A 23,496-nucleotide genomic window follows, 5' to 3' on the forward strand; every position below is an offset into this window, starting at 1 on the left:
ACTAACATGCGAGGTTTATGATGAAATTCAACAAGGACAAACTGAAAGATCTGCTTGCTGAAAGCGATGTAAAGACCACAGAAGACCTTCAGGTGTTTATGCGTGACATGATGAAAGAAGTCATAGAAACGCTCTACGAAGGTGAGCTTGAAGCTCATTTAGGCTATAAGAAACATGAACCGAACGTAAGTGACGGCAACAGCCGTAACGGTCGTTCTTCCAAGAAAGTACAATCACAAATGGGCGAAATGGAACTCGAAGTACCCCGTGATCGCCTATCAACCTTTTCGCCTGAAATAGTCAAGAAACGCCAGACAGATATATCAGGCATTGAAGCTAAAGTAATTTCCATGTATGCCAGGGGTATGAGTAACCGTGACATCAAAGAGCACATCTTTGATATCTACGGTCATGAGCTATCGCCGGAGACAGTCAGCGTTATTACAGCCAAGATTCTCCCACAGGCTAAAGAATGGCAGAACAGAGCCTTGGAAGAGATATACGCCATCGTCTTTATGGACGGCATGGTTTTAAAGATGCGTGTGGACGGAGCTGTTCGCAACGTCACTATCTACTTTGTGATCGGCATCAGCATGGAAGGTCATAAATCCTGTCTGGGGCTGTATCTTGCCGAGACAGAATCCGCTAAATACTGGCTGACAGTTATGAACGAGCTAAAGAACCGTGGAGTACAGGATATTCTTATCTTTGCCGTAGACAACCTCAAGGGCATCTCAGAAGCTATAACAGCCGCTTTTCCACAGTCTGAGATTCAGAAATGCGTAGTCCATCAGATACGCAACTCTCTCCGCTTTGTGCCCTGGAAGGAGCGTAAGACTGTGGCTGCTGACCTCAAGAAAATCTATGCCGCAGCGACCGAGGAACAAGCCAGAGCTGAGCTGGATGCCTTTGCTGAGAAGTGGGACAGCAAATATCCTAACATCTCGAAATCATGGCGGAACAACTGGACTGAGCTTTCTACGTATTTCAAATATTCCAAGGAGCTCAGGAAGCTGATTTATACCACGAATCCGGTTGAGAGCTTCCATTCTGCCATCAGGAAATCAACCAAAGGAAAAGGAGCCTTTCCGACGGAAGAATCCCTTGTAAAGCTCTTATATTTAGCTATTTTAGGTATCGAAAAGAAATGGACTATGCCAATCAGGGATTGGGGTGTAATATACTCACAGCTATATATCAACTATGAAGACAGAATTACGACTTTACACAGTTAATATGACACGCTCGGCAGCAACCACCACAGAAATCAGCAACAGCGTCTCTCATATATCTAACGCTTCACAAACAACAGAACAGCAGCTTAATGAACTTATGGATATTTCAAAAAATCTCAGCCGGCTTTCTGATACTCTGAAAGAAACTGTCAGCATATTTAAGATTGCTTAACACCTTGATTTTCTTAAGGGCAATACCGAAGATAGATCAGTTAACCTGCTTTCTAAAAGGTTAACTGATCAGCCTTAGCCAATGAAGGCTCATTTTTTTACTATTATCAGACCAAGATTAACTATTGTAGCATAAGCGAGATTAACACCATCTTCAGAATACTTTTCAAGCTCTGCTCTTATCACAGCATTGTCCGGTTCAACGTTGTATTCTCTGATCTCATCAGCAAGTTTTTCGACCATTTCCTCAATGCTTCTGTGCCTTTCCCACTCATCAGTCATTGGTGTATGGGTATAATTAAGCTTATTCTCATCCAGCCACTTGATAAAGCTATCAGCAAAATCAAGCTTCATGGGGGCAATACCGAATTTTGCATACACATTCATAACCATTTCAGGCTCAACACGTCCGTGCCAACCGAGAAAGACCACATTTTCTAATGCATAATCAACCATTTTAGCAAAATCTTCCGGAGTTTTAACCGCAGGGGTTATTGTGCAGAATGTCACATCCCATCTTTCATCAGTCGTATACTCTTTCCAGTTCACTCTGATACTTTTAAGATTAGACAACCCTTCGTCTCTGGCATCAGCGTCCATTATAGCGAGCATGTCTTCTGATATGTCTGTACCGGTGACATCCTTAGCTATTTTAGCCAGACGCAGAGTATAGCGCCCTGTACCACAGCCTATATCAAGAATCGTCTTCCCTTTCAGCGGAACACCTTTCTCCTGAATCATTTCAATTACGCTATCTTCAAACCCAGTGGTCTCATCTTTAAATCTGGGATAAGTAGCAGCTCTTTTATTCCACTTTTCCGCCATATTAAATTTAGTTGTTTTCTGTCTCAGCATCGGTAATCTCCTGCTATATTTCTGCACCGTTTATAGTAAAGCTTACGGGCAGACTGATAATTATATCTTTATTGAAGCTAACATTAAAGGGGGCAGATTTGTTTATTGATTTAAGTACAATTTTATCCAGCGCTTTATACCCCGAAGAGTCCAGTATAGTAATGTTTTTAAGCTGACCAACGGGAGAAAGGCATATCTCGACTTTCACAACGCCTGTCCAGCCCATTCTTCTTGCCGCAGAGGGGTAGCTCAGGTTATTTTTTATCTTATGTCTTATCTTATCAAGTTTCTCATATGAAACTAAATTTGATGTATCAATAGGCGCAGGCACAGCATCAGGAACCACTTCTTCAACCAGAGGGGCTTCCTGTGTAAATGTCTCACTCTCCGGAGTAACTTCCGGCAAAGACTTAACCTGTTCATATGCGGTTAACTCAACCTGAGGCTCAGGTTCAGCAATTTCTTTGAAAACCGGAGCTTCCAAAGCTTTAACTTTTTCCACAGGCTTTTTTTTCGCAACCTTTGCTTTTGTTATCTCCTTTTTGATAACGGGTTTAACCTTCATCAACGGCTTTGTTTCTTCGGGGGCTTTTGCAGTTATAGGAACCGGACGTTTTTTTACATACCGAACAGTTACATCAGAAAAAGCAGCGGGGGTGAGCTTCGCATAAACTGTCTTATCGTTCAGATCAAGACGGTACGCAATCATTATATGCAAAGCAATCGACAGAACCACTGTAACGTAAAATATTTTATATTCTTCATATTTTTTCAACATTAATAACCGCCGGTCTGATAATGCCGAATTTACTGACAAAATCATGCAAAAAAATATCCCTTACGCTAATGACTACAGTAAGGTCAGTCTTCATAACTTCTTTAATAAGAGAGAACCACCCTTCTCCCTTAAGCTCCAGCTTTCCTGCTTCATCTATAAAAACATATTTACTGTCTTTCATATCTCTTCTGACAGTTTCAATGCCATACTGAAGTGCTGTTTCCGAAAAAATAAACTTACCCGTCCTGTCTCTCTGGCAAAACAGCTCAGTTCCATTGCTGCGGAGATTCCTGATATAATATTTGTCCTTCACAGGCTCCAACTGATGCGCGAAGGCACAGAAACCGCAAACACCCAGAAACGAAAGCCTTTCAGCCTCTTTCAGCATAAATGTAGTTTTACCGGAATTAACCCCACCCGTGACAATTATCACATTTGCAAATTGCTTCTCAGCCACAGAGTGTGCGGTTGTAACAAGGGAACGGAAAGTTCTCACGGGATTTTTCATGGCGCCTCTCCCTGCGAAGATTGGTTCAACAGCATTTCTTGTAATACCTGCTGTTTGAAGGGCAGTCTTTATTGTGTCCCCGTATCTCTTCTGAATAAAGTTCCTGATAACCGGATGGGTGATTTCAAATGTTATCCCTGTGATGAATAAAGCCATAAAATATGCTCTAAACACCATCCTTACTCCTCCGGATATCGCAACAACTGATAACACGCCATTCCCGTCAGCAGCATATATAAAAACACCTGACAGAAAAGATATCACAATGATAGGAAGCCAGAACTTCAGCTTAAGAAATTTCTTAAGCATATTGCGGTAACGCACTGCTGTATATACACTGAATATCAGCATCATAGGTATCACGACACTGTTTTCCGACAAAAAGATAAAAGTCATAATCACACATATCAGATTCGCTGCCATCCATGGAAAAGATGGTTCAGGGGAAGAACCCATGGCAGGCTCTGACTGAACCTGTGGGGCAACGGGAATTTCTTTGATATAAAGCATATGAGCCGGCTTATTCTCGATAGACCTTCCTACGTTATATCCCGCAACAGCAACAATGCAACCCCACACAGCATAAACTGATGCAATGATCATAATACCGGCAACAGGAGTGAGGCTTTTCAGCCCTGTAACCCCTGCTGTTTCCTCAATAAATGTCGCATACAATATATATATATTTGCTCCATACATCATAAGCATACGTATGAATTTATGAACAAGAGTGTACAGCAGCGCCAGAGAACCGCCCAGAGCAAAGCCAAAAACATTACTCCCCAGAATCTTCTGCCCGGCTTCCATCAGACAGCCTTCAAAAGATATAGATATAGCTGGATTTATAATCTTGTGACTAGGGGAAAAGAATTTAAGTATTGCAGCTGTCAGCCCTGCCCGCCAGAAAAGCCCCTGTTCTCTCCATCTGGCATTAATTCCCGAAAGTAGTGCAATACCAATGCTTGCCATTATGTATCCCTTCATGGGTACTTTCAGGTTATGCAGCAGAGACCCGAGCAGAAGCTCAGAGGTGCCCCAGACACCTCCGGCAACCGCTCCTCTTTCCCATTTGTTTTGCAGAGTCGTTTTATCTTTTGTCATATCAGATCTTTATCATAAGCCTTGTAAACCAGTATCTCCCCTCCTGAGGAAATCCCTCAGAGTATGAGTAATCTCTGTCGAAGAGGTTTTCGATACCAGCCTCAACCGTCACACGCTCCATCGCATTGTAGCCTATTTTTGTATCTACAAGGTACATCCCGCCCATCTCTGTCCAGTCGCCTCTGTTTTCTTCGTACTGGCTTGTCTGAAGAGTAAGGTTGGAGGAAACATAAAATTTATTGAGTGTCAGAACATGATTGAGAAAAAGCCTGTGTTCCGGACGGTCAACAAGTTTGTCTGTATCTCTGTCACTGCTTTCATTTTTAGCATCAAGATATGTGTAGGCAAGTGTAACGTCGTTGATATCCATAAAAGTTCCGTTCAGAAAAACTTCAAAACCTTTATACGTAGCTTTATCGGCATTTTGTTTCTGGTCATAAACAGTGCCGTCAATAGTTACTGACCCATCTGTAATAAGGTCTTTTATTTCAGAATAGAAGACATTTGCCTGAAGTGTAACAAAACTGCTCAGAGCCTGTTTAACACCAATTTCATAATTTACGGCCTTCTCTTCTTCAAGATCGGGGTTTTCAACATAGTCGCCGTCTATATAAGTAGAATACAGATCTTTCAGAGAGGGAAAACGTGTTGTTTTAGCAACAGAAGCGTGTAACTGGGTTTCGTCTGAATATGTATAGAGAAGTTCAGCCTTCGGACTGAAAGTATGTATAGAATCTCTGAGATCGTCCCCTTCTGTGCCGTCTTCATTATCAGCATGTACAGGTTCGTTTCTGTCATAGGCAAGCCCTAGGGTCAGCAGAAGCTTGTTGTTAAGCACAATAGCGTCTTCGATACCTGCATAAACCGTATCAGCCTCATACTTCAACCACGGTTCGCCGGAGTCACCTTTTGATTTGTGCTGATCTCTTCTGTATTGAAATGTAAGAGACACTGTATTTCCCGGAATTATATCTGTTGTCATGCCGAGAACAGCTCCCATAGCATAATCGTCATATGTGCTCTCCCATGCCTTTCTGGAAAGCTGGGTGCTGTATGTATCGTCATCATAAGAGTTAATAACGTTGTAATACTCATCACGGTAGACTCTCGCCCTAACCTTCAAGTGGTCAAAAGCTGTGTCCGCTATAAGATAGTATGTCTTCTTATCCCAATCGGTCATACGCCAGTACCTTGAAGAGTCCAGAACACCGTGAGGAATACCCCTTTCGCTGGCGATGTAGTTGTACCCCAGACTAACTTCCGTTTTGTCAGTGGGAGTCAGACCAAGTTTAAAATTAGCTGTTTTTGACAGATAGTCAGAGTTCTCTCTCTCGTCTCCATCCTCTTTCACTGTTTTGTGAAAATTATCTGAAAGCATATAGCCGTCAGAGTCTTCGTAATTACCGGAAAATGCTATATAAAACTTTTCCTGCTTAGTCCCCAGCGAAAGACCTGAGCTGAATCTATTGTTTCTCCCGTATTCGAGATCCATTTCCGCTTCAAACGGTTTAACAGGTTTTCTCGAGACAATATTTACAGCCCCTCCCAACGCATTTGCACCAAAATCAACAGATGGAGCGCCGGTCTGAAGCTCTATCTTCCCAACGCTGTAAAGTCCTATCTTGCCCATATCAACATAGCCGTCATACGGGAGCGAAACGGGAATACCATCCATAAAGATTGGAATATGCCTTTGATCATAACCGCGGACATAGATATTTTTTTCGTTTCTGGTTCCGCTGGTGATAGAAATACCGGGCATCATACCGAGGGCTTCCGTCACATCCTTCATCCCTGCCTTTTCAAACTGCTCCCTGTAAAGCTGTTTAGAATTAATTGTAGCTGAGCTTGTTTGTGCCTGTTCGGTGCTCACACTGATCTCTCCAAGCTTATAGACACTTTCTTCATCAGCAGATGCGATAAAAGATACATTGAGCATCATCATACTGATGAACATTACAAAAACACTTCTTATCATTAACATTTGCATTCTCCATCTGTTTTTCGTTATATATTTCATTACATAACGCATAATCTGTTTTATACTCAAACGTAAAAGTATTGTCAATTAATTCTAAATGAAAATAAAGGCGTGCTCAGTATTATTATAAACGTATATTATTGATAAAGAACTAACTAATCGACATGTTCAGCAAGTAATAACGATAGAAAAAGATGCGGTTAGGATTTTCTCCCGGCATCGGGCAAATTCAAAACAGAAAGACAGTCGCTATTCAATCTTTAAGCTTTCTATAGAGAGTCGCCCTGCTGATACCAAGCAGTTTCGTAGCTTCACTGGTAGCCACATTAATGGTAACCGTCACTAAAAGGTTTATTATCCCTATCTTTTCATAAGGGCGGAAAATCATCCGCCCATTTTCCCTATTTAACTTTAATAAAAAAGACAAGCACAAAACCAGTCAGCATAATAGGAATAAGCATAAGTGCCGCTGTCACCCAACCGGCATGTTCTATAAGCTCACCAAACAAAGCTGGTCCGACACACATACCGATATACTGACCGAAAGCAAGAATAGACATGCCCGCCCCTGCATGTGACGGATATTTCATTATTTCTGCTGCTGCTGAAAAAGCTGCTGGCGCTATCATTGCTGCAAAAGAACCAAGAAGTATAAGTGTGAAGGGGATCATTTTGTCAGAAACAACAAAAGGAAGTGCGACTCCCATTGAGGCAAAAAATATGCCGCATAGAATTACTTTCTTATATGATTTAATACGGTATGCAATATAACCTGCGACTGGACTGATGATAAGAGAAGCAACAAGAAAAAGACTTGTAACCGCAGATGCCTTTTCAGGAGTAAAATCACGCTGAATCTCAAGGAATGAAGGCATAAATGTACATATTGCCATCACCATTATATTAAAAATAACAAAAACAGCAGCCAGAACCCATATGCTGGTATTTGAGTATGGACGGAAAGAACTCTCATCATCGCCCCCATGTTCTTCATTTATACTCTCATTGAGGGTATCAGGCATACGGAAAAAAAGAATGAACACAAAAAGCATAACTAAAGTATAAAGACTGCTAAACCCCCATACTGATTTCCAGCCCCAAAAACTATTCATGGCAGGAGCTATCAGAAACATAAGGATGCTGCCGGCAGATACCCAGGTTGCCCATATCCCCATAGGTATGCTGCGTTTTTCAGGAGGAAACCAGACTGCAATAGCCGCCGGAGCAATAACAGAAATTAGACACATTCCCACACCTTCGATAATACGGCTTATGATCATCTGCGCAGAGTTGTCAGATGCCCATCCTATAAATGACCCTATCATAAGGGCACCAAGAGCCACTATCCCTGACCTCTTCAGCCCCAGACCATGCACTATAAATCCGGAAGGCAGAGCGAGAGCTATGCCCATGATAGCAAATACAGACATCATGAATCCTGCTGACGCTATGCTAAGATTTAAAGATGACATCATGAAAAACATAACCGGAGGAACCTTAAAAAGATTGACGGGTGCTGCAATACTTACCAAGAAAATAATAATAAAAATTGTTAATGAATAATCAAAACGTTTCCGACTCATAATACATCTCCTGTTTAAACGAGAAAAAAATATACATATTGTTAGAGTAGTTTCTAAATTAATATTTGTGTTTCAGGGGAACTTCTGAACAGCTTTTTATCATACAATAAATAGTGTTTTTGTGCTTCAAAAAAAGTTAACTTAGCAGCTTAAATATTTTAATATTCATACAGCTCATTCTTGTTATGCCGCTATACAAAATATTAATCGCTCAAACTAATTATCGACCAATAAAATACGTAAAAACCATAACATTTAAAAATGTGGTCAGGTTCAGAACTCACTATCTGAACATTGTTAACTATGTATCTCTGTGAAATTGTATTGAAAACTATAAAGGAGAAAATATGAGGTTAAATTTGATTTTTTGTATTTTCCTGTTTCGCTTGTATTTCTTTAATCGCAGTTGCACAGGAAGATAACTCTTCTATCAGAAATTCATCTCATTGCCGGCAGCGGGTGTATTTACTGCCATTGAGATATGGCAGATGCCGCACATATGCACAAAAAATGCACTGGTAAAAACCAATATGTGCAGCACCGCAAAAGATTTAGTTGTTTTTTCTACACTTCAGCAGGCTCAGGAACAATGTTCCTGTCTTTGTGTCTCAGCGAAACAACAGAAAGAAATATAAAGGCTAAAGAAGCAGCAGCAAAAGGAACAACAGGATCCAACCCATATAAAGCGGTGCTCACAAGGGGACCGGCTATCATACCTATACCCTGAGCGGCGGAAACAGTCCCTGCTGCCATCCCCTGTTCGTGTGATTCAACAGAATTAGCCGCCAGAGCCTGAAAGGCTGGAAATATCATCCCCATTCCCAAAGACGCCACACAAAAGCCGAATATTAGCACAAGCTGCGAGTCCATAACAGATACAACCGCCATCCCTATCCCTGCTGTAACAGCACCTATTCTCAACCATAAAGAGGGCATAACCGACCTGAACCGTGAAACAGCTATCTGGCTGGCAACAAATGTAATACCTATAGATGAAAGGGTATACCCCGTAACCTTTGAACTTTCTATAACTCCCAGTCCAAGACCGTCCATCACAAAAAAACCAAGACAAACCTGCGACGTAACTACACTATACATGGTAAGAAAAGCAGCAGACATGGGCAGCCTCAGACGAGGATCCACCATTTTTACTTTTCCATCCTGCTCTGTGTGCTCCTGTTTTGATTCAGGCAGTTTAAAATAAAGCACCATAAATGCTATAAGTGGTAATAATGCCGCAACATACAGAGGTACCGCAAGACCATAAACAGCCAGCATCCCTCCGAAAGCAGGTCCGAAGATCATCCCCATACCTGTTGATGCACCAAGTTTAGCCATATATGAAGCTCTCTCAACAGGTTCTACTTTATCAGCTATATATGCCGCAGAAACAGGAGGAACAGCGGAGTAAAACAACCCTATCATCCCCCGTGTAAAAATCAGTATAAATAGTGTAACTACAACTGCCGGAGGCGACACAAGCGCGAAATCTACAAAAGCGGCAAGAGCCATATAAGAGGCGGTAAATCCCAGAGTGCCGGCAAGCAGAATAATGCGTCTTCCGGTTCTGTCGCTTCGCTTACCCCACGCCCGTGCTGTAACTATCCAGATAACACCTGCAACAGCGACAGTAAGACCTGCATGCCATTCCTGAAGACCAAGCTCTCTGATAAGAGGGCCAACCACAGACAGAAATGCCATCAAAGCGGAAATACATAAAATATTAGCAATCATCAAAGGTTTAATTTCTTTCATTTCTTTCACCTGTTTATCATATGTTTAAGCTTTCAGAAGCCATCATTCCGGCAGCGGATGTTTCATCAGACGTGTCTGCAGCGCTATAGAACCTTACAGAAAGATATACCCCTGCCAGAGAACATAACGACGCAGAAATAAGTATCAGGCTGTATCCGAAAAAACCAGCCAGTATAGTCCCCATAATACCGCTGATAATCCCTACCAGAAAAGTCAGGCTATGCTGCATGGCGAAATCAGTTGCCGGAGTTTCTTCAGAACACATATCCATCATAATAGTTGACAGAACAGTTGACGACGGAGCATAGATCAGCAGCATAGAACCTATTGCAAGACTTGCCCAGAAACCGCTATACCCAAAAACAGGCAGCAAGAGCATAAGAATACATAGTGACTGCATAAAAGCCAACACCACCAGCATTCTCTTGCGGCCTAATCTGTTTATCATACGACCACAAATATAAGCAGTGGCAGCACCGACGGCAGCTCCTAAGACATTTACAATAAATCCTATCTTCTCAACAGACCACCCGACATCAACCATTATAGGACCTATCAGAAAATACGAAAGAGACACGCCCATAGGGTATATTGTCATAAGCCTGAGCCAGCGCATCTTCCCTCTGCCACTCCAGAAACGTAGAATTATTCTGTGATAAGGAATCTTTTCTTTCCCATAAGATACATGCTCCCCCTCTTTGAAAAAAAGAAGCTGCCCAATAGCCAGAACAGAGAGTGTACACATAAAAATAAAACTCCCGGACCACCCCAGAAGCCCATACAGAACAAGAGCCAAACCGCCCCCCAGCATGTATCCCATCATACCGCCTGCTATTTTTATTCCGTTTCCGACGCCTCTGTTACTCTCTCCGACTAACCTGTAAACAAGTGCGTCCAGTGCGACGTCGTGTGTTGCAGCCAGAAAACCAACAACCATGCTCAAAGCGATTATCACAGTAATATGCTCGGTGACATCACACATGCCAATCAGTACTAAAACACCAAAGAGAAGAAACTGAATAGAAACCAGCCACCCTTTAAGATGCCCCACACCTTTGAAAAGCCGAACTCTGTCTATAAAAGGAGCCCAGAGAAATTTAAAAACCATAAATATCCCCAGCAGGTAAACAAAGCCAATCTTCTCAAGGGGCAGACCATTCTTTCTGAATATAACGATCAGACCCTCCAGCAAAAAGCTGAAACCGAGAAACTGCACCACAAAAAGCGAAAAAAGCATAAAAAGCTCTCTCGACTTAACTTTTGCAGGCGCTCTGTTTATGCACTTACATGAATCTGCCATTCCTGCACCCTCTTTTGAGATTCCCACATCGCCTTATATTTGCCATTAAGCTTCAGCAGGTCACTATGACAGCCGGATTCTCGAACCCTGCCTTCATCCATAACAATAATACTGTCAGCTCCGGCAATGGTGGATAGTCTGTGAGCTATTACTATAACAGTTCTGTCATATACAAGAGCATCAATAGCCCTCTGAACAGCAAGCTCACTTTCAGTATCCAGAGCTGCTGTAGGCTCATCCAGTATAACTATCGGGGCATCTTTCAGTATGGCGCGGGCAATGCTAATGCGCTGTTTCTCCCCGCCTGAAAGACTCCCGCCAATATCTCCTGCTTTTGTTCCGTACCCGTCAGGCAGACGCTGAATAAACTCGTGGCAATATGCACTGCGGGCAGCCGTCATAACCTCTTCGTCTGTTGCGTCCGGGCGTCCCATTCTGATGTTATTTAGTATTGTGTCATCAAAAAGATATACATCCTGAAATACAACAGACAGCATCTTCATCAGGTCATCCGGCTGAAAGCTTCGTATATCTTTACCGCCTATTTTAATGCTCCCTTTTGCAGGGTCTGCATATCTCATTATCATTTTAGCTATTGTTGTTTTACCCGAACCGGAAGGTCCCACAAGAGCAGTCATGGAATTTTTCTCCATTTTAAGGCTGACATTATCAAGGGCTTTCATTTCTGTATCCTTATATAGAAAGTCAACACCTTCAAATTCTATTTCAAAACTGTCAGGCATCTCTCCTTGCCCTTCTATATCAAGCTCTTTCTCTCCCATCAGCTCCTTTATCCTGCCAAATCCCGCCCCCATTATGTCAAACATTGTTGCAATATGAACAAACAGGGATAAAGGCTCGGTAAGGCGTGAAACAGCCACAAGAAGTGCAGCCATAACCGGAATAGTCAGCGAGCCGCCTTTTATCAGATAAGCTCCTAATACCAGAACCACCAGAAGACCGATTTCAACCACAGCAGCCATAACCAGAGACGGGAGAACTGTCATGGTTGACGCTTCTTTCTGTATGTTTTTAAGCTTTTTAAGGGAAGTCTGCAAAGATTGTGCTTTCTCTCCTGTCATATTCAAAGCACGAAGGACATGAACTCCCTGTATATATTCAACTATGTCACTGCCAACTTCAGCGTGAGCGTCGGCAACATCCTGTTTTTCCTGTTGAGAAAGCCGCCTTCGCCATTTATAGACAGGGATCGCCATAGGAAGTATAAGGAGCAGTGCCCCCGCCAGACGCCAATCGATGAATACCGTCACGACAAGCACACCGAAAGGGATAAAAAATGTCTGTAATATCTGACCGGCAAGAACTCCCATATGCATAACAGACTCTTCAACATTGTTTGCCAGAACAGAATTCAGTTCACCTGTCCTCCTGCTATAAAGTATTTCAAGAGGCATAGTGCGCAGCTTCTTCCCAAGCTTTACACGGAGGCTGTTTGTAATGTCCACTATGTGACCATGATAATCATGCCTGTACGCAAACCAGCGAAGCAGAGAATCGACAAAAGCAAGGGATGCCATCACCCCGAGCCAGAAAAATGCCTTTGAAGGGTCTGCATTCTCACCGAAACTGTATACAAGAACAGGGAAGAAACATGTAAAGGATACCCCCTGTGCTATATAGGCAATGATAAACAAGATACACATTTTTTTAAAACCTGCGCTCCTGTCATCAGAAATTTCCAGAGACATCTGGTATGATTCCCTGAGGTTAAGAACTTTATTATTAACTTGCTTCATCTTTCCTCTCTCTGACACTAATGTCCCAAGACTGCGCCTGCTCATAGTTACCCCACAAACGGGCATATATACCGCCTGAATCTTTCAGATATTCATGACGTCCCCTTTCGACAACACAGCCCCCATCCATCACAATTATCTGATCAACATCTCTGATGGTTGAAAGTCTGTGAGCGATGACTATCACGGTTTTATTTTTGGTGAGATTCGCAATGGCTCTGATTATCTCTTCTTCGTTTTCAGGGTCAGCAAACGCTGTTGCTTCATCCAGCACTATAACCGGCGCATCCCGGAGTATCGCTCTGGCAATGGTTATCCGCTGTTTCTGTCCTCCGGACAGCCTGGCTCCTCTGTCACCCGCTTTTGTGCTGTATCCATCAGGCAGAGTCATTATAAAATCATGTATACATGCAGCTTTTGCAGCTTTTATAATCTCTTCGTGGGTTGCGTCAGGCTTTGCCATTCTGATGTTGTCAGAAAGCGAGTCGTGAAACAGAAAAGTATCCTGAAAAACAAAAGAAACATGCTCCATAAGTTTTTCAGGGCTGATATTCCGGACATCAATACCACCGACTTTAATACAACCGCTCTCAACGTCCCAAAACCTTGGGATCAGCTTTGCCACAGTGCTCTTGCCTGCTCCTGAAGGTCCGACAACAGCCGTCACTGTCCCTTTTGGAACTTCAAAACTCACATCACGCAGAGCATACTCTTTTCTGCTGCTGTATCTGAAAAATACATTTTCAAACACAACAGATGAATCCTGTGGTTCTTTTGGGGTTTCACTGACAGACAGAACGGGAGAATTGAGTACTTCATTTATTCTGAAAGCCCCCGCCTGAGATTTTTTTATAAAATTATTCAGCCACATTAAGGGCATCATAGCATCAGCCATACCTGTACTCATCATAAGTGCCGCTACAAATGCAGAGAACGACAAAGTTCCTGCCGATTTGAAATATATACCCGCAGCGGTTACAGCCAGCAAAGTAGGAATGGGGCTGAGTATGAGCAGACCTATCCTTGCAGGAATGCCCGTGGCATTTATCCACTCTTTCAGCCCTTTCTTATAAATATCCAAAGCGGTCTGATATCTCATAAAAGAGCTTTTACCATCGTCAAATGTTCGTACCACAGGCATTGCCTGAACGAACTCTATGACGGCAGAATTTATCATCTCCTGCCCTTCTTCATATTTTTTTCGGTATGATGCGGCATCACGCATTACAAACCCCATCACAGTGAAACCGATAACCAGTACAATCGTACTGACAAGAGCTAGCCGCCAGTCAATTATAAACATCAACGCCATAGACGCTACGGGCGCAGCTATCGTGCGTCCTATGAAAGGAGTGCTGTCCGCTACGAACGCATGCAGACTCATCACATCATCCACCATAACCTTTTTCAACGCACCCGACCCTGTTGTTAAAATATACCCCATAGGAACCTTTGCTAAATGACCGGCTATTCTGGTACGAAGGATCTCTTCCAGAGCAAAAGCACCGTTGTGCGAAACTTTAAAAGCATAGGTTCTGAAAATAAAAGCGATTGCTGTCAGCAGTATGGTTAACCATACTGATTCCCACACTCCGAACCTAAAACCGATAAACTCTGTCTCACCGCCGTTTACCAGCGCACCAACAGCCAGTGCCATAAAAAGCATGGCTCCTACAGCAGAAAATGCGCTGAGACCAGCAAGTGTTATACCTGCTTTGATTTCAAACATAACAGGAGCCATGATGCTCCACAGCCCCTGTTTCATAGTATTATTCTTTTTCATTTTGCATCAGAAATAATATGCGGCGCCAACGCCAAGGATACGCCCTCTGGAAGGCATGCCAACGATAACATCCGCGCCATCCACCATAGATGCTCCGTAGTTCCAGCCATAGAGGTCATAAACTTTATCCAATATGTTATCACCCCACACATAGACTTCTAAGTTTTCACTCATTACTCCTATGCGGAAATCAAGTTTGTTATAAGAGTCAAGTTCAAATGTGTTTGCAGGATCCCCTTCTCTGCTGCCGATATACCTGTTTGTCACAGTAGTAACAAGAGCAGGTGCTTTAAATCCCCAGAAAGGCTTCAGCGAAAGACTGTGAGCAATCGAAACTGTTGCGTTCCACTCGGGAGAGTTTGGAATACTGTTTCCTTCCTTCGCACCTGAGGTTGAGCCGCCCGGCACAGTTTTGATCTCTGCATCGGTGTAGCCAAAACCTGCTGTGATGGTGAACCCGCCCCCCGGTTTAACAAAACCGCTGAACTCTGCACCTTTGCTCTCTGTATCAAAATTCTCCACGTCAGATACTCTATCCATGTGGTTCCATACCATCACATGGTCATCTTTTATATCGTTATAAAAGAATGCAACGTTTAAGCCTGATTTACCATTCGGAGCTTCAAACTTTGCCCCCAGTTCAAAACTATCTATTTCAGCTTCGTCATATATAAGATCGTTATCGTATCCGTTTATAAACGCGTTTCCCCAGTCGTTATATCCTTTTGCCTTATGCCCTCTGGCATAAGTAAGATAAACATTCGTATCCTCACGCACAGCATAGCTTACAGAAACTCTCCCTGTTCCATAGGATTCAGACATTTCATCAGAATCAGAGGCTGTTCTGATTGTGCTGGGGTTTGATGGATTAGCCGTCCAGTCTGTATCATACTCCTTTTTATCCCACGTATAACGCAAACCGCCGGTAAGTTTCAGTTTATCAGTTACAGGGTATGTAACCTCACCAAAAACGCCAATGTCTGTGGTTTCGAAAGTTTTATACAGATCAGCATTGTACCAACCAATACTGTAAAACGTGTCGTAAGCATCAACATTATTCAGGTCTCTTTCAGACCTGTAATAGTTTGCTCCGGTAACCCAGAAGATATCACTTCCGGACTTTGAGCTTAAGCGCAATTCCTGACTAAAAGCCTTCTGTTCTAGCTCTCTGGTCATAGACCCTTCGGGTACGAATCCATAAAATTCTCTATATATCATCCCGTTATAGATATACTGCTGCTGGTTTGCATCGGTGTGAACATACCCGGTAACAGAAGTAAAATCAAAAGCGCTGAATTCATGCTCGAAAATAAGAGTAAATCTATCAACACTCTTCTCAGTATCATAACTGTCTTTTGGAATATCAGTTTTCTGTTCGTCATCATACGGAGCAAGGATATCAGCTCCTGTCATGTTGTCTATATCTTCATGACCTATAGAAAACGTTACATCAGTTTTGTCTGTTGGTTCCCACAGCAGTGTAGCTCGGACAGCAAAGTTCCGAGGTTCTGTGATGGGTTCAGTAGAATTATAATACTCGACCTGATTGTCATAGCCCGAATACTTCGCAGCCAGACGCATACTTACAGTTTTGGAAACAGGACCGCTTACAGCACCTTCTGTGAGAAACGTATTTTCTGTCCCATACTCTCCTTTAAGATACCCTTCAAGATGTCTGGTAGGCTTCTTGGTTATAATATTAATCGCACCTGCTTCACTGTTTCTGCCCATCAGAGTACCTTGCGGACCTTTCAGGATCTCAACACGCTCTATGTCCATAATATTAAGTGTTGCTGATGCTACAGCCTGAGGTACACCATCTACATTGATAACAACAGATGTGTCATCCATGCTAACTGATTCGAGGGAACCCACCCCTCTTATTCTTATATTCCGCGTATCAGAACCGCCATAGGTGTCAACTTCTATCCCCGGAGTCTGCCGCAAAGCGTCTTCCAGATTGGCAAGTCTGCGGTTTTCAAGTTCGTTTCCGCTTATCACACTCAGGCTGAAGGGAACGTCTTTTGCGGACTCTTCCGCCTTTCTGGCAGTCACTGTCGTAGACTGAAGTGTCTGCACTTTCTCCGCTTCCGCCACCCCTAAGCCTTCTTTCCCCTCCTGGGCAAAAATGGTGAAAGGTACGAGTAAAATTATCAACAAAAAGCTAGATCTGCTTAATGCACCAATATTCATCTGTGAGTCCTCCATATTTTATAGCTGGCTACAGGCTGGTGCTTTGGCTGGCTTATTCGTTTCTATTTGGTGAGAAGAAGTTTCCTCTCTTTCGTCATACGTAATGTATACATCTGTCCTTCATGTTCGATGTATACCAGTGACCTGTTTTCCAGCAGAGCTTTACTGTTTATGATCTTTGTCTGCTTATCTGTGTCAAAGTTTTTCTTCATTTTATGTCTCCCTACCCCATCAGTTAGCATCAGCCATAAGACTGTTTACGGCATTAAGTCCGCTTTGAGCAGTTTTCCGGAAAGCAGGTATTGTCAGTGCCTTTTCGTATGCCGTCTTAACTGTATTCAGATCGTTTACATGCCATGCACATACAGCCAGAAGCATAAGGGAATCACCGTCCCTCTGTTCGGAATTTTTAAGAGTTTCCAATGCTCTGCTGTACTCTCCTGCCTGATACAAATACTTCCCTTTCAGTTTATAATACTTATCTCTGTTTTTGCCTGACTCAATAAGACCATCAGTTATCCTGACAGCATTTAAATAATCCCCGCCAATCGCATAATGTTCTGCCAGATGTATCAGCTCTTCCTCTGTTCTGCTTATTTTCGCAAGGGTTTCCGCTGCTCTGACAGGCGCACCTGCATAGCTGTATATGTCTGCGAGATTCATAATATCACCCCGCTTCGGAGATTCTATACTGTAAGCTGTTTCAATAGCCGAGGCGGCATTACTGAACTGCTCCATATTAAGGTAGACCTGTGCCGTCACCCGCCACATTTTTGCGTCTTGTGGAAACTTTTCAAGATAATCTCTCAGCAGCACAGATGCTGAACGCCATCGTTTCATCTCCATTTTCACCGTAACAGCGAGTTTAACCCATTCGGTTTCCGGTTCTTTATTCTTTGTCATCAGCTCTTCCAGCAGCCTGTCGGCTCCCTGCATATCCTCAATGAGATACAAAGAGACTGCGGCACGGAAAAGGTGCTCAGGATTCACTGTCATTCTATATAAACGATAAAAGTATTCATGAGCAGCAGAGTAATTTTTCAGCTCATATGCCGCCACAGCAGAGTTTCTGCACAGATCTTCATTCTCACTATATCTGCTTAAGCCTGCTGAAAATGCTGTATAGGCATCACGTACCCTCCCGTCTTTATAGTAAGCGTTCCCCAGTACAAGATAATAAAGACCTGCATCTTCGGAATTTGCCAACCTGTAGTCTTCCAGCTTAAGTATCGCTTCCGCATACTTATCCGCCCGCATCATCTGTTGTGCCTCATACAAAACTTTTGCGAGCTTCACAGGGAGCTTTTCTTCAGCTAAAGCGTAAACACTCCAGAACATCATAAAAAAAACAATAATATATTTCATAACTACATCCTGAACTCAAAAGGTGCTACCACCCATGTATTCACAGGTTTACCGTCATATATCCCCGGTTTGAACCTCCAGCGAGCTATTGCGTTCCTCACTGCTTCGTCAAAGACGCCTTCAGGCTCAGAAGAAACGATCTGCATATCACTGACCTCTCCTGAACTTTTCACCAGAAATTTCAAAATGACTTTTCCGGTGACCTGTCTCCTCTTTGCCGTAAATGGATATACGGGGTCAGTCTTGTAAACAATAGAAGGCGGTGTATCAACCTCTCCTATATCGAAATTCAGCTTCACCCCTCCGGCAAAAGACCCGCCGCCCGCCGGTACACTGACAGCAACCCCGTCTGAAAGACTGGCATTTATATCAAACGACAGATCAGGGAGTGAAACATCCAGCTTAGGTCTTGTCAGTTTATGAGCGGTATGTTTCAGGTTCATCTCCGGCAGTTTTTCAGGCTTCTTCTCTTCTTCCCTCTTTTTCTCTATCTCTTCATCCTGTCTTTTCATTGGCTTTTCCATGCTGAAACTGACAAAACTATCAATTATATCGCCGGGCTTCCCAGCCGTTGCAGCGGACAGAAAAGGGATTCCTATGAAAATCAGTAGATTTATCAGCACAGCCAGCACTACTGCGGAAAACAGGGTTATGCTGCCATTCAAATGCTTTTTCATTACTCTTTTCTCGCTGCTACGCTTATATTTTGCACACCTGCAAGACGACAGGCATCCAGAACATGTATAACCTCTCCGGTACGGCTGTTTTCATCTGCCGTTATAACAACGGACCCTTCTGGGGTTTCTGCCAGAAACCTTTCCATAAAACCTCGGACAGAGCGGATATCCGTTAATCTTCCATCCATATAAATCTGCCCCTCTTTGGTAACAGCAATTATCACATTTGTCTTTTCCTGTGTAACAGCACTGGCTGCTTTTGGTCTCTGGACATCCACACCGGATTCCTTGACAAAGCTTGTTGTTACTATAAAAAAGATCAGTAATATAAATATCATATCTATAAGGGGCGCCATATTTATCTCAACGGTACGCCCTCTTCTCAGGGAACTGTATTTTCTGTTTCTCATTTCTCCAGCTCCTTTATCAGCATATGCCCAAAGAGATGTATTCTGTCCTGAGTAACAGAAGCTCTCCTGCGCAGAAAACTCCCCATAACAAGCCCCGGCACCGCAACCACCAGCCCTGCCTGTGTCGTAACAAGGGCTACAGAAATCCCGGATGCCATCGCTCTCGGGTTGCCTGTTCCGTAGTATGAAATAACGTTAAACGTATCTATCATCCCTGACACTGTCCCGAAAAGACCGAAAAGAGGCGCGGCAGATGCCAGTATCAACACAGTATTCACATGCTGAGAGATACCGCTTGTCACAGTGCTAAGATAGCTGTTAAGCATCCTGTTGCGGTATTTCCCCGACAGAAATATGGACTCCCTCGCAAACTGCATTACATCCTTCTGCCATGCAGCACCTACGTGCGTACCCGCTCTGAAACCTTCCATGCACTCCTCAAAGCTGACTTCGCTCTTCCTTATCTGCACGAACTGAAATGCCTTCATAAATATCAGAAGCCACATAAACAGCGATGAAATCAGGAGAGCCGGCATAACGATACCACCGCTCTGGAAATGCTGAATAGTGTTCTCAAAGGTCTCAGACAGCATCAGAAGCTCCTTGTACTGTCTTTCTTAAGAAGGGCAACAGCAAAACGTGTCCCCTTCTCTTCTATGTCATTAAGTATCCTATCCACCCTGCGCTCAAGCATATGGTGGAAAAGCATAACCGGAATTGCAACGGCAAGCCCTAGCTGTGTTGTAACAAGAGCCTCGGATATCCCCCCTGACATCATACGGGGATCACCTGTACCAAAGATTGTGAGGATATTAAATGTGTTTATCATTCCCGTAACTGTCCCCAAAAGCCCCAGAAGGGGCGCAACGGCAGCTAGTATGTTCAGAGTGGGCAGAAACCTTTCCATCCTCGGCAGCTCACGAAGTATCGCTTCCTGCATGGCGTTTTCTATAACTTCCTGAGTTTCACCTATATAGCCCATTGTGCTTTTAAGTATTCTACATGTCGGAAAGGCAGAGTTTTCTGCACAAAACTTATCACAGCCCTCCCAGTCGCTCCTTTCTGCGAACTCCATTATCATGTCCATCCTTTTACCGGATGTAGATTTTATCCGGCTGAGTACAAAAGCTCTCTCCAGTATGAGAATAAGAGCAATAAGCCCCACACCAAGAATAGGATAAACAAGAATCCCGCCAGCCTTGATTGTGGATAAAAAGGATGCTCCGCCATCTTCGAACTGCTTGAACATAAGCCCGCCGGAAAAGTCCAGCGGAAACACCTTCGCCTTCTTCAATGCGTTCTCGGCAGATGAGGGGAGCTTACCGCTTAATGCCAGCAGTTTATCCCCCTGCTCGTTGGGCTTCAGCAGCCCGTACCTGTTGTCATTTTTAAAATAAGTAACAAACCGCCCCAAGCGTATTATCTCAGCACTTTCAATGCTTCCGTCAGGAGCAATAACATCCCCTTCATAGGTAACCACTTCTCCTGAAGCCGACATCTCGTGAAAGTAAATATCCACAAGTTTTCTTATGTTTGCTATACCCGGAAACCTGTCGTCATCCAGCATAGTCTGAACCTCAGCAATCCTTTCGGGTCTGGCTGCCGTAACGGGGTTGGCATGAATCATCTCATCCGCTTCTTTTGCAGAGGCTCTCACAGCCCCTTCCAAAGCTTTTATTTCATCCTGCCTGCTTGTCAGCTCTTCTGAAAGTTTATTCTCCACATCCAGCAGTTTTTCAAATTCACTGCGTTTCGCTTTGTATTCCCTCTCCAGAATAGACACTTCTGCTTTTATACTTTTAAGACTCGCCTTTGATTCCTTCTGCTGTTGATTAATCCTCTCCGAAAACTGAACATTTTCACTTTGAACAGCTTTTATATTCTCCTTCATCTTTTCCGCAGGTGTCCCCTGCGCGAAAACGAAGGAAGGGAGCGCTATCAGAACGAATAAAAGAATTCTGCTATTTGACATTCTGCACCCCTTTTGCAGACACAGGCAGATAGATAACTTCCATCACCCTCTTTCTGTCTGCGATTTCAACAGCTTTTACCAGCTCAGACTTATATTTTTCTTCCATATCAATCCATTTTTGTTCGTTATATGAGTAATACCCGTAACGCTTTTTATCCGGTGTCATATAGTAATAACCTAATCTGCCGAACCGGATCACCTCAGCGGTGAGCATACTGCCGTCTATCTCCAGCTCCGTTACTCTGCTTTCAATACTTTTGCCGTACTCTGACTCAACCTGAAGAGCCTCCAGCACACGCCTGAGCTTCTCACCTGCTGACAATTTATAATCAGCAAGAGAGGTTCGGAGCATATTCAGCCTTGCACGCCGCTCCTCCTCGAGAAATGGTATGTCCTCTGCAACAAAGCCGTTTAATCTGTCCACTGTCTCATCAAGATAAGGCTCAAGCTCTTCGGCAATCTTAGCCAGTTCATCTTTCTTCCGCTTAAGTTCTTCGATATTTTCCCTGATAGTAACGATATACCTTTCATATTGCTCTATACGTTTCTCCAGCCATACCTTCTGACTATTCATCTCCCTGATCTTTTCTTCATTTCCTGCTTTCTCACCTTGAAATTTAACATTCTTGCTGTTCAGCTCTGACTGTTTATCAACTTCACTTTTGAAAGTCTTATTAAGGTTCGTCAGTTCTGCCGCAAAGCTCCCGGTTACCGCGAAAATTGTTAAAAATAATACAGTTATCAGTTTCATAAACTTCCCTATTTATATTTCATTTTTTGATAATGAGAATCATTATACATATTTACAATATGTTTAATACCCGATAACGGATAATTTATACCCGCATATGTTCAAAAACTGTATTTAATCTCAGTATAGATGTGATCGTTGTTCCTGAACTGACCGTAGGCACTGTCCTTTTCACCATAGAGAGCCATAGCTCCGAAATTAAATGTGACGGCATCACCATACTTATATTCGCAATAAGTCTCGAAAGTTCCGCTTTTATCGTTCAGGTAATGAAATCCACGAAAACCCGCCTTAATATCCCCGCGAAAGTATTTATCATAAGCCTCATAGGTCACGCCGTACGTCTCTTCTTCAGCGTTATCTATAAAGAACTGGATATTTAAGTACCCCTCGTCATCGAAATTTCTGTCAAACCCCATGACGCCAATAATGTAATCATGCGCATAAATGTCACTCTTTTTATAGGCAAGCTCGCCCCTCCATGTACTCTTTTCGAGCCCTTTCGCAAAATTAAAACCATATGCTGTCAACCTTTCGTACCCCGGAACGAGCATATTGTCCTTCTGTCTGAAAACGGCATCGTCAGCGTATCCGTTAAAATAAAGTATGGAAAAATCCCACCCATTTGCTGTGGTAATAAGCCTGAAAGCTGCCTCTGGGGAATCCGGCTCATCTTCATTCGTTATTTGAAATGAGCTTCGTAATTCTCTCAGATATGAATATTCCCAGGGACTTTCATCTTCCGGCAGTTCATTTACTGCAGCAGACGGGATTATGACCACCTCTGCAATGAACCTGTCTGCCGTATAGACTGAGTTCAGCAGCAGGACAGGCAGCCGTGCATCAGATCTCGCACCCGCAACAGGGTTAAGGTGATCTTTCGGATTTATAAGATCCATGGGGTTTATGCCGTCCCCCGCCCCCCACCGAAGCATCTTCATCCCTGCATCAATGTTCCACCTCACGCCGCCGTAGCCAAGGTATGCTTCATACACATCAGCTTTCGCAGCAGTTCCATTCCACTCCTCTGGTGCATTGTCGTATGAGGCATATGCAGAACCATAAAATTTGTATTTTCCTATTTCATGATTATATTCACCAAAAGCTTTCCCCCTGTTATTCAGGTATTCTCCTGAATCCCATGCATATTTAGCAGTGTATTCCACATATCCGCCGAATTTGTAATGTCTGTCATCAGAAGCTGAAAGTAACTCAGCACCCATGTCAAACCCTGCCAGCGGATCAATGCCAACAGGGTCTGCCCATGCCTTCAGGAGAAAGGTGAAGAAGATAAGTATGGAGAGTGCTTTTCTGTGCACGA

Annotated in this window: 22 protein-coding genes; 3 read left to right on the forward strand and 19 right to left on the reverse strand. The window is 43.3% G+C overall.

Annotated elements, in window-relative coordinates; translation table 11 throughout:
• Positions 1 to 20: 20 nt before the first annotated feature.
• Positions 21 to 1,235: an IS256 family transposase gene (locus DACET_RS08000; RefSeq protein ID WP_013010875.1), complete on the forward strand. Its 1,215-nt coding sequence runs from the start codon at positions 21 to 23 to the stop codon at positions 1,233 to 1,235.
• Position 1,236: 1 nt separating this feature from the next.
• Positions 1,237 to 1,407, forward strand: a complete 171-nt coding sequence (locus DACET_RS16280; protein ID WP_169304207.1) for a hypothetical protein — start codon at positions 1,237 to 1,239, stop codon at positions 1,405 to 1,407.
• Positions 1,408 to 1,496: 89 nt separating this feature from the next.
• Here the strand turns inward: DACET_RS16280 and DACET_RS08005 are convergent, their stop codons facing one another.
• From DACET_RS08005 to DACET_RS08025, 6 genes are all read right to left on the reverse strand, one after another.
• Positions 1,497 to 2,261, reverse strand: coding sequence for a class I SAM-dependent methyltransferase (locus tag DACET_RS08005; RefSeq protein WP_013010876.1), 765 nt, complete (start codon positions 2,259 to 2,261; stop codon positions 1,497 to 1,499).
• A 13-nt stretch (positions 2,262 to 2,274) separates the two neighbouring features.
• Positions 2,275 to 3,039: an energy transducer TonB gene (locus tag DACET_RS08010; RefSeq protein ID WP_013010877.1), complete on the reverse strand. Its 765-nt coding sequence runs from the start codon at positions 3,037 to 3,039 to the stop codon at positions 2,275 to 2,277.
• Positions 3,023 to 4,648 (reverse strand): nucleoside-triphosphatase, encoded by a 1,626-nt coding sequence (locus tag DACET_RS08015; protein ID WP_013010878.1) that lies wholly within the window; start codon positions 4,646 to 4,648, stop codon positions 3,023 to 3,025. Before DACET_RS08015 ends, DACET_RS08010 begins: the two co-directional genes overlap by 17 nt.
• A 1-nt stretch (position 4,649) precedes the next feature.
• Complete coding sequence (locus DACET_RS08020) at positions 4,650 to 6,632, reverse strand: TonB-dependent receptor plug domain-containing protein (RefSeq protein ID WP_013010879.1); 1,983 nt, start codon at positions 6,630 to 6,632, stop codon at positions 4,650 to 4,652.
• A gap of 250 nt (positions 6,633 to 6,882) precedes the next feature.
• Positions 6,883 to 7,017, reverse strand: coding sequence for a helix-turn-helix domain-containing protein (locus tag DACET_RS16755; protein ID WP_083772381.1), 135 nt, complete (start codon positions 7,015 to 7,017; stop codon positions 6,883 to 6,885).
• Between the two features lie 13 nt (positions 7,018 to 7,030).
• On the reverse strand, positions 7,031 to 8,113 hold the full coding sequence (locus DACET_RS08025) for an MFS transporter (protein WP_347336489.1): 1,083 nt from the start codon (positions 8,111 to 8,113) through the stop codon (positions 7,031 to 7,033).
• Between DACET_RS08025 and DACET_RS16660 the strand changes: the two genes are divergently transcribed.
• The gene (locus tag DACET_RS16660; RefSeq protein ID WP_283804970.1) at positions 8,061 to 8,192 is read left to right on the forward strand and encodes a hypothetical protein; all 132 of its coding nucleotides are present in this window, start codon (positions 8,061 to 8,063) and stop codon (positions 8,190 to 8,192) included. The two genes, DACET_RS08025 and DACET_RS16660, sit on opposite strands and share 53 nt — an antisense overlap.
• Before the next feature lie 584 nt (positions 8,193 to 8,776).
• Here the strand turns inward: DACET_RS16660 and DACET_RS08030 are convergent.
• The 13 genes from DACET_RS08030 to DACET_RS08090 form a co-directional block, all read right to left on the reverse strand.
• On the reverse strand, positions 8,777 to 9,967 hold the full coding sequence (locus DACET_RS08030; RefSeq protein WP_013010881.1) for an MFS transporter: 1,191 nt from the start codon (positions 9,965 to 9,967) through the stop codon (positions 8,777 to 8,779).
• Positions 9,968 to 9,983: 16 nt separating this feature from the next.
• Positions 9,984 to 11,267: an MFS transporter gene (locus DACET_RS08035; RefSeq protein WP_013010882.1), complete on the reverse strand. Its 1,284-nt coding sequence runs from the start codon at positions 11,265 to 11,267 to the stop codon at positions 9,984 to 9,986.
• Entirely contained in the window at positions 11,243 to 13,024 is a 1,782-nt protein-coding gene (locus DACET_RS08040) for an ABC transporter ATP-binding protein (RefSeq protein WP_013010883.1), read from the reverse strand. Before DACET_RS08040 ends, DACET_RS08035 begins: the two co-directional genes overlap by 25 nt.
• Positions 13,011 to 14,807 (reverse strand): ABC transporter ATP-binding protein, encoded by a 1,797-nt coding sequence (locus DACET_RS08045; protein WP_013010884.1) that lies wholly within the window; start codon positions 14,805 to 14,807, stop codon positions 13,011 to 13,013. The genes DACET_RS08040 and DACET_RS08045 overlap by 14 nt, the downstream gene beginning before the upstream one ends.
• Positions 14,808 to 14,813: 6 nt before the next feature.
• Positions 14,814 to 16,967 (reverse strand): TonB-dependent receptor, encoded by a 2,154-nt coding sequence (locus tag DACET_RS08050; protein WP_211204074.1) that lies wholly within the window; start codon positions 16,965 to 16,967, stop codon positions 14,814 to 14,816.
• Between the two features lie 95 nt (positions 16,968 to 17,062).
• Entirely contained in the window at positions 17,063 to 17,212 is a 150-nt protein-coding gene (locus tag DACET_RS08055; RefSeq protein ID WP_013010886.1) for a hemin uptake protein HemP, read from the reverse strand.
• Between the two features lie 19 nt (positions 17,213 to 17,231).
• Positions 17,232 to 18,365 carry a tetratricopeptide repeat protein gene (locus DACET_RS08060; protein WP_013010887.1) on the reverse strand — a complete coding sequence of 378 codons (1,134 nt, stop codon included), beginning with the start codon at positions 18,363 to 18,365 and terminating at the stop codon, positions 17,232 to 17,234.
• Positions 18,366 to 18,367: 2 nt separating this feature from the next.
• Complete coding sequence (locus DACET_RS08065) at positions 18,368 to 19,042, reverse strand: energy transducer TonB (protein WP_013010888.1); 675 nt, start codon at positions 19,040 to 19,042, stop codon at positions 18,368 to 18,370.
• Positions 19,042 to 19,452, reverse strand: a complete 411-nt coding sequence (locus DACET_RS08070) for an ExbD/TolR family protein (RefSeq protein ID WP_013010889.1) — start codon at positions 19,450 to 19,452, stop codon at positions 19,042 to 19,044. The genes DACET_RS08065 and DACET_RS08070 overlap by 1 nt, the downstream gene beginning before the upstream one ends.
• Entirely contained in the window at positions 19,449 to 20,045 is a 597-nt protein-coding gene (locus DACET_RS08075) for a MotA/TolQ/ExbB proton channel family protein (protein ID WP_013010890.1), read from the reverse strand. The genes DACET_RS08070 and DACET_RS08075 overlap by 4 nt, the downstream gene beginning before the upstream one ends.
• Entirely contained in the window at positions 20,045 to 21,424 is a 1,380-nt protein-coding gene (locus tag DACET_RS08080) for a DUF3450 family protein (RefSeq protein ID WP_013010891.1), read from the reverse strand. Before DACET_RS08080 ends, DACET_RS08075 begins: the two co-directional genes overlap by 1 nt.
• On the reverse strand, positions 21,414 to 22,175 hold the full coding sequence (locus tag DACET_RS08085) for a DUF3450 domain-containing protein (protein ID WP_013010892.1): 762 nt from the start codon (positions 22,173 to 22,175) through the stop codon (positions 21,414 to 21,416). The genes DACET_RS08080 and DACET_RS08085 overlap by 11 nt, the downstream gene beginning before the upstream one ends.
• 101 nt (positions 22,176 to 22,276) lie before the next feature.
• Entirely contained in the window at positions 22,277 to 23,494 is a 1,218-nt protein-coding gene (locus DACET_RS08090; protein WP_013010893.1) for a hypothetical protein, read from the reverse strand.
• Positions 23,495 to 23,496: the final 2 nt, after the last annotated feature.

Origin of the sequence: Denitrovibrio acetiphilus DSM 12809 (assembly GCF_000025725.1) — a bacterium.
Classification (GTDB): domain Bacteria; phylum Chrysiogenota; class Deferribacteres; order Deferribacterales; family Geovibrionaceae; genus Denitrovibrio; species Denitrovibrio acetiphilus.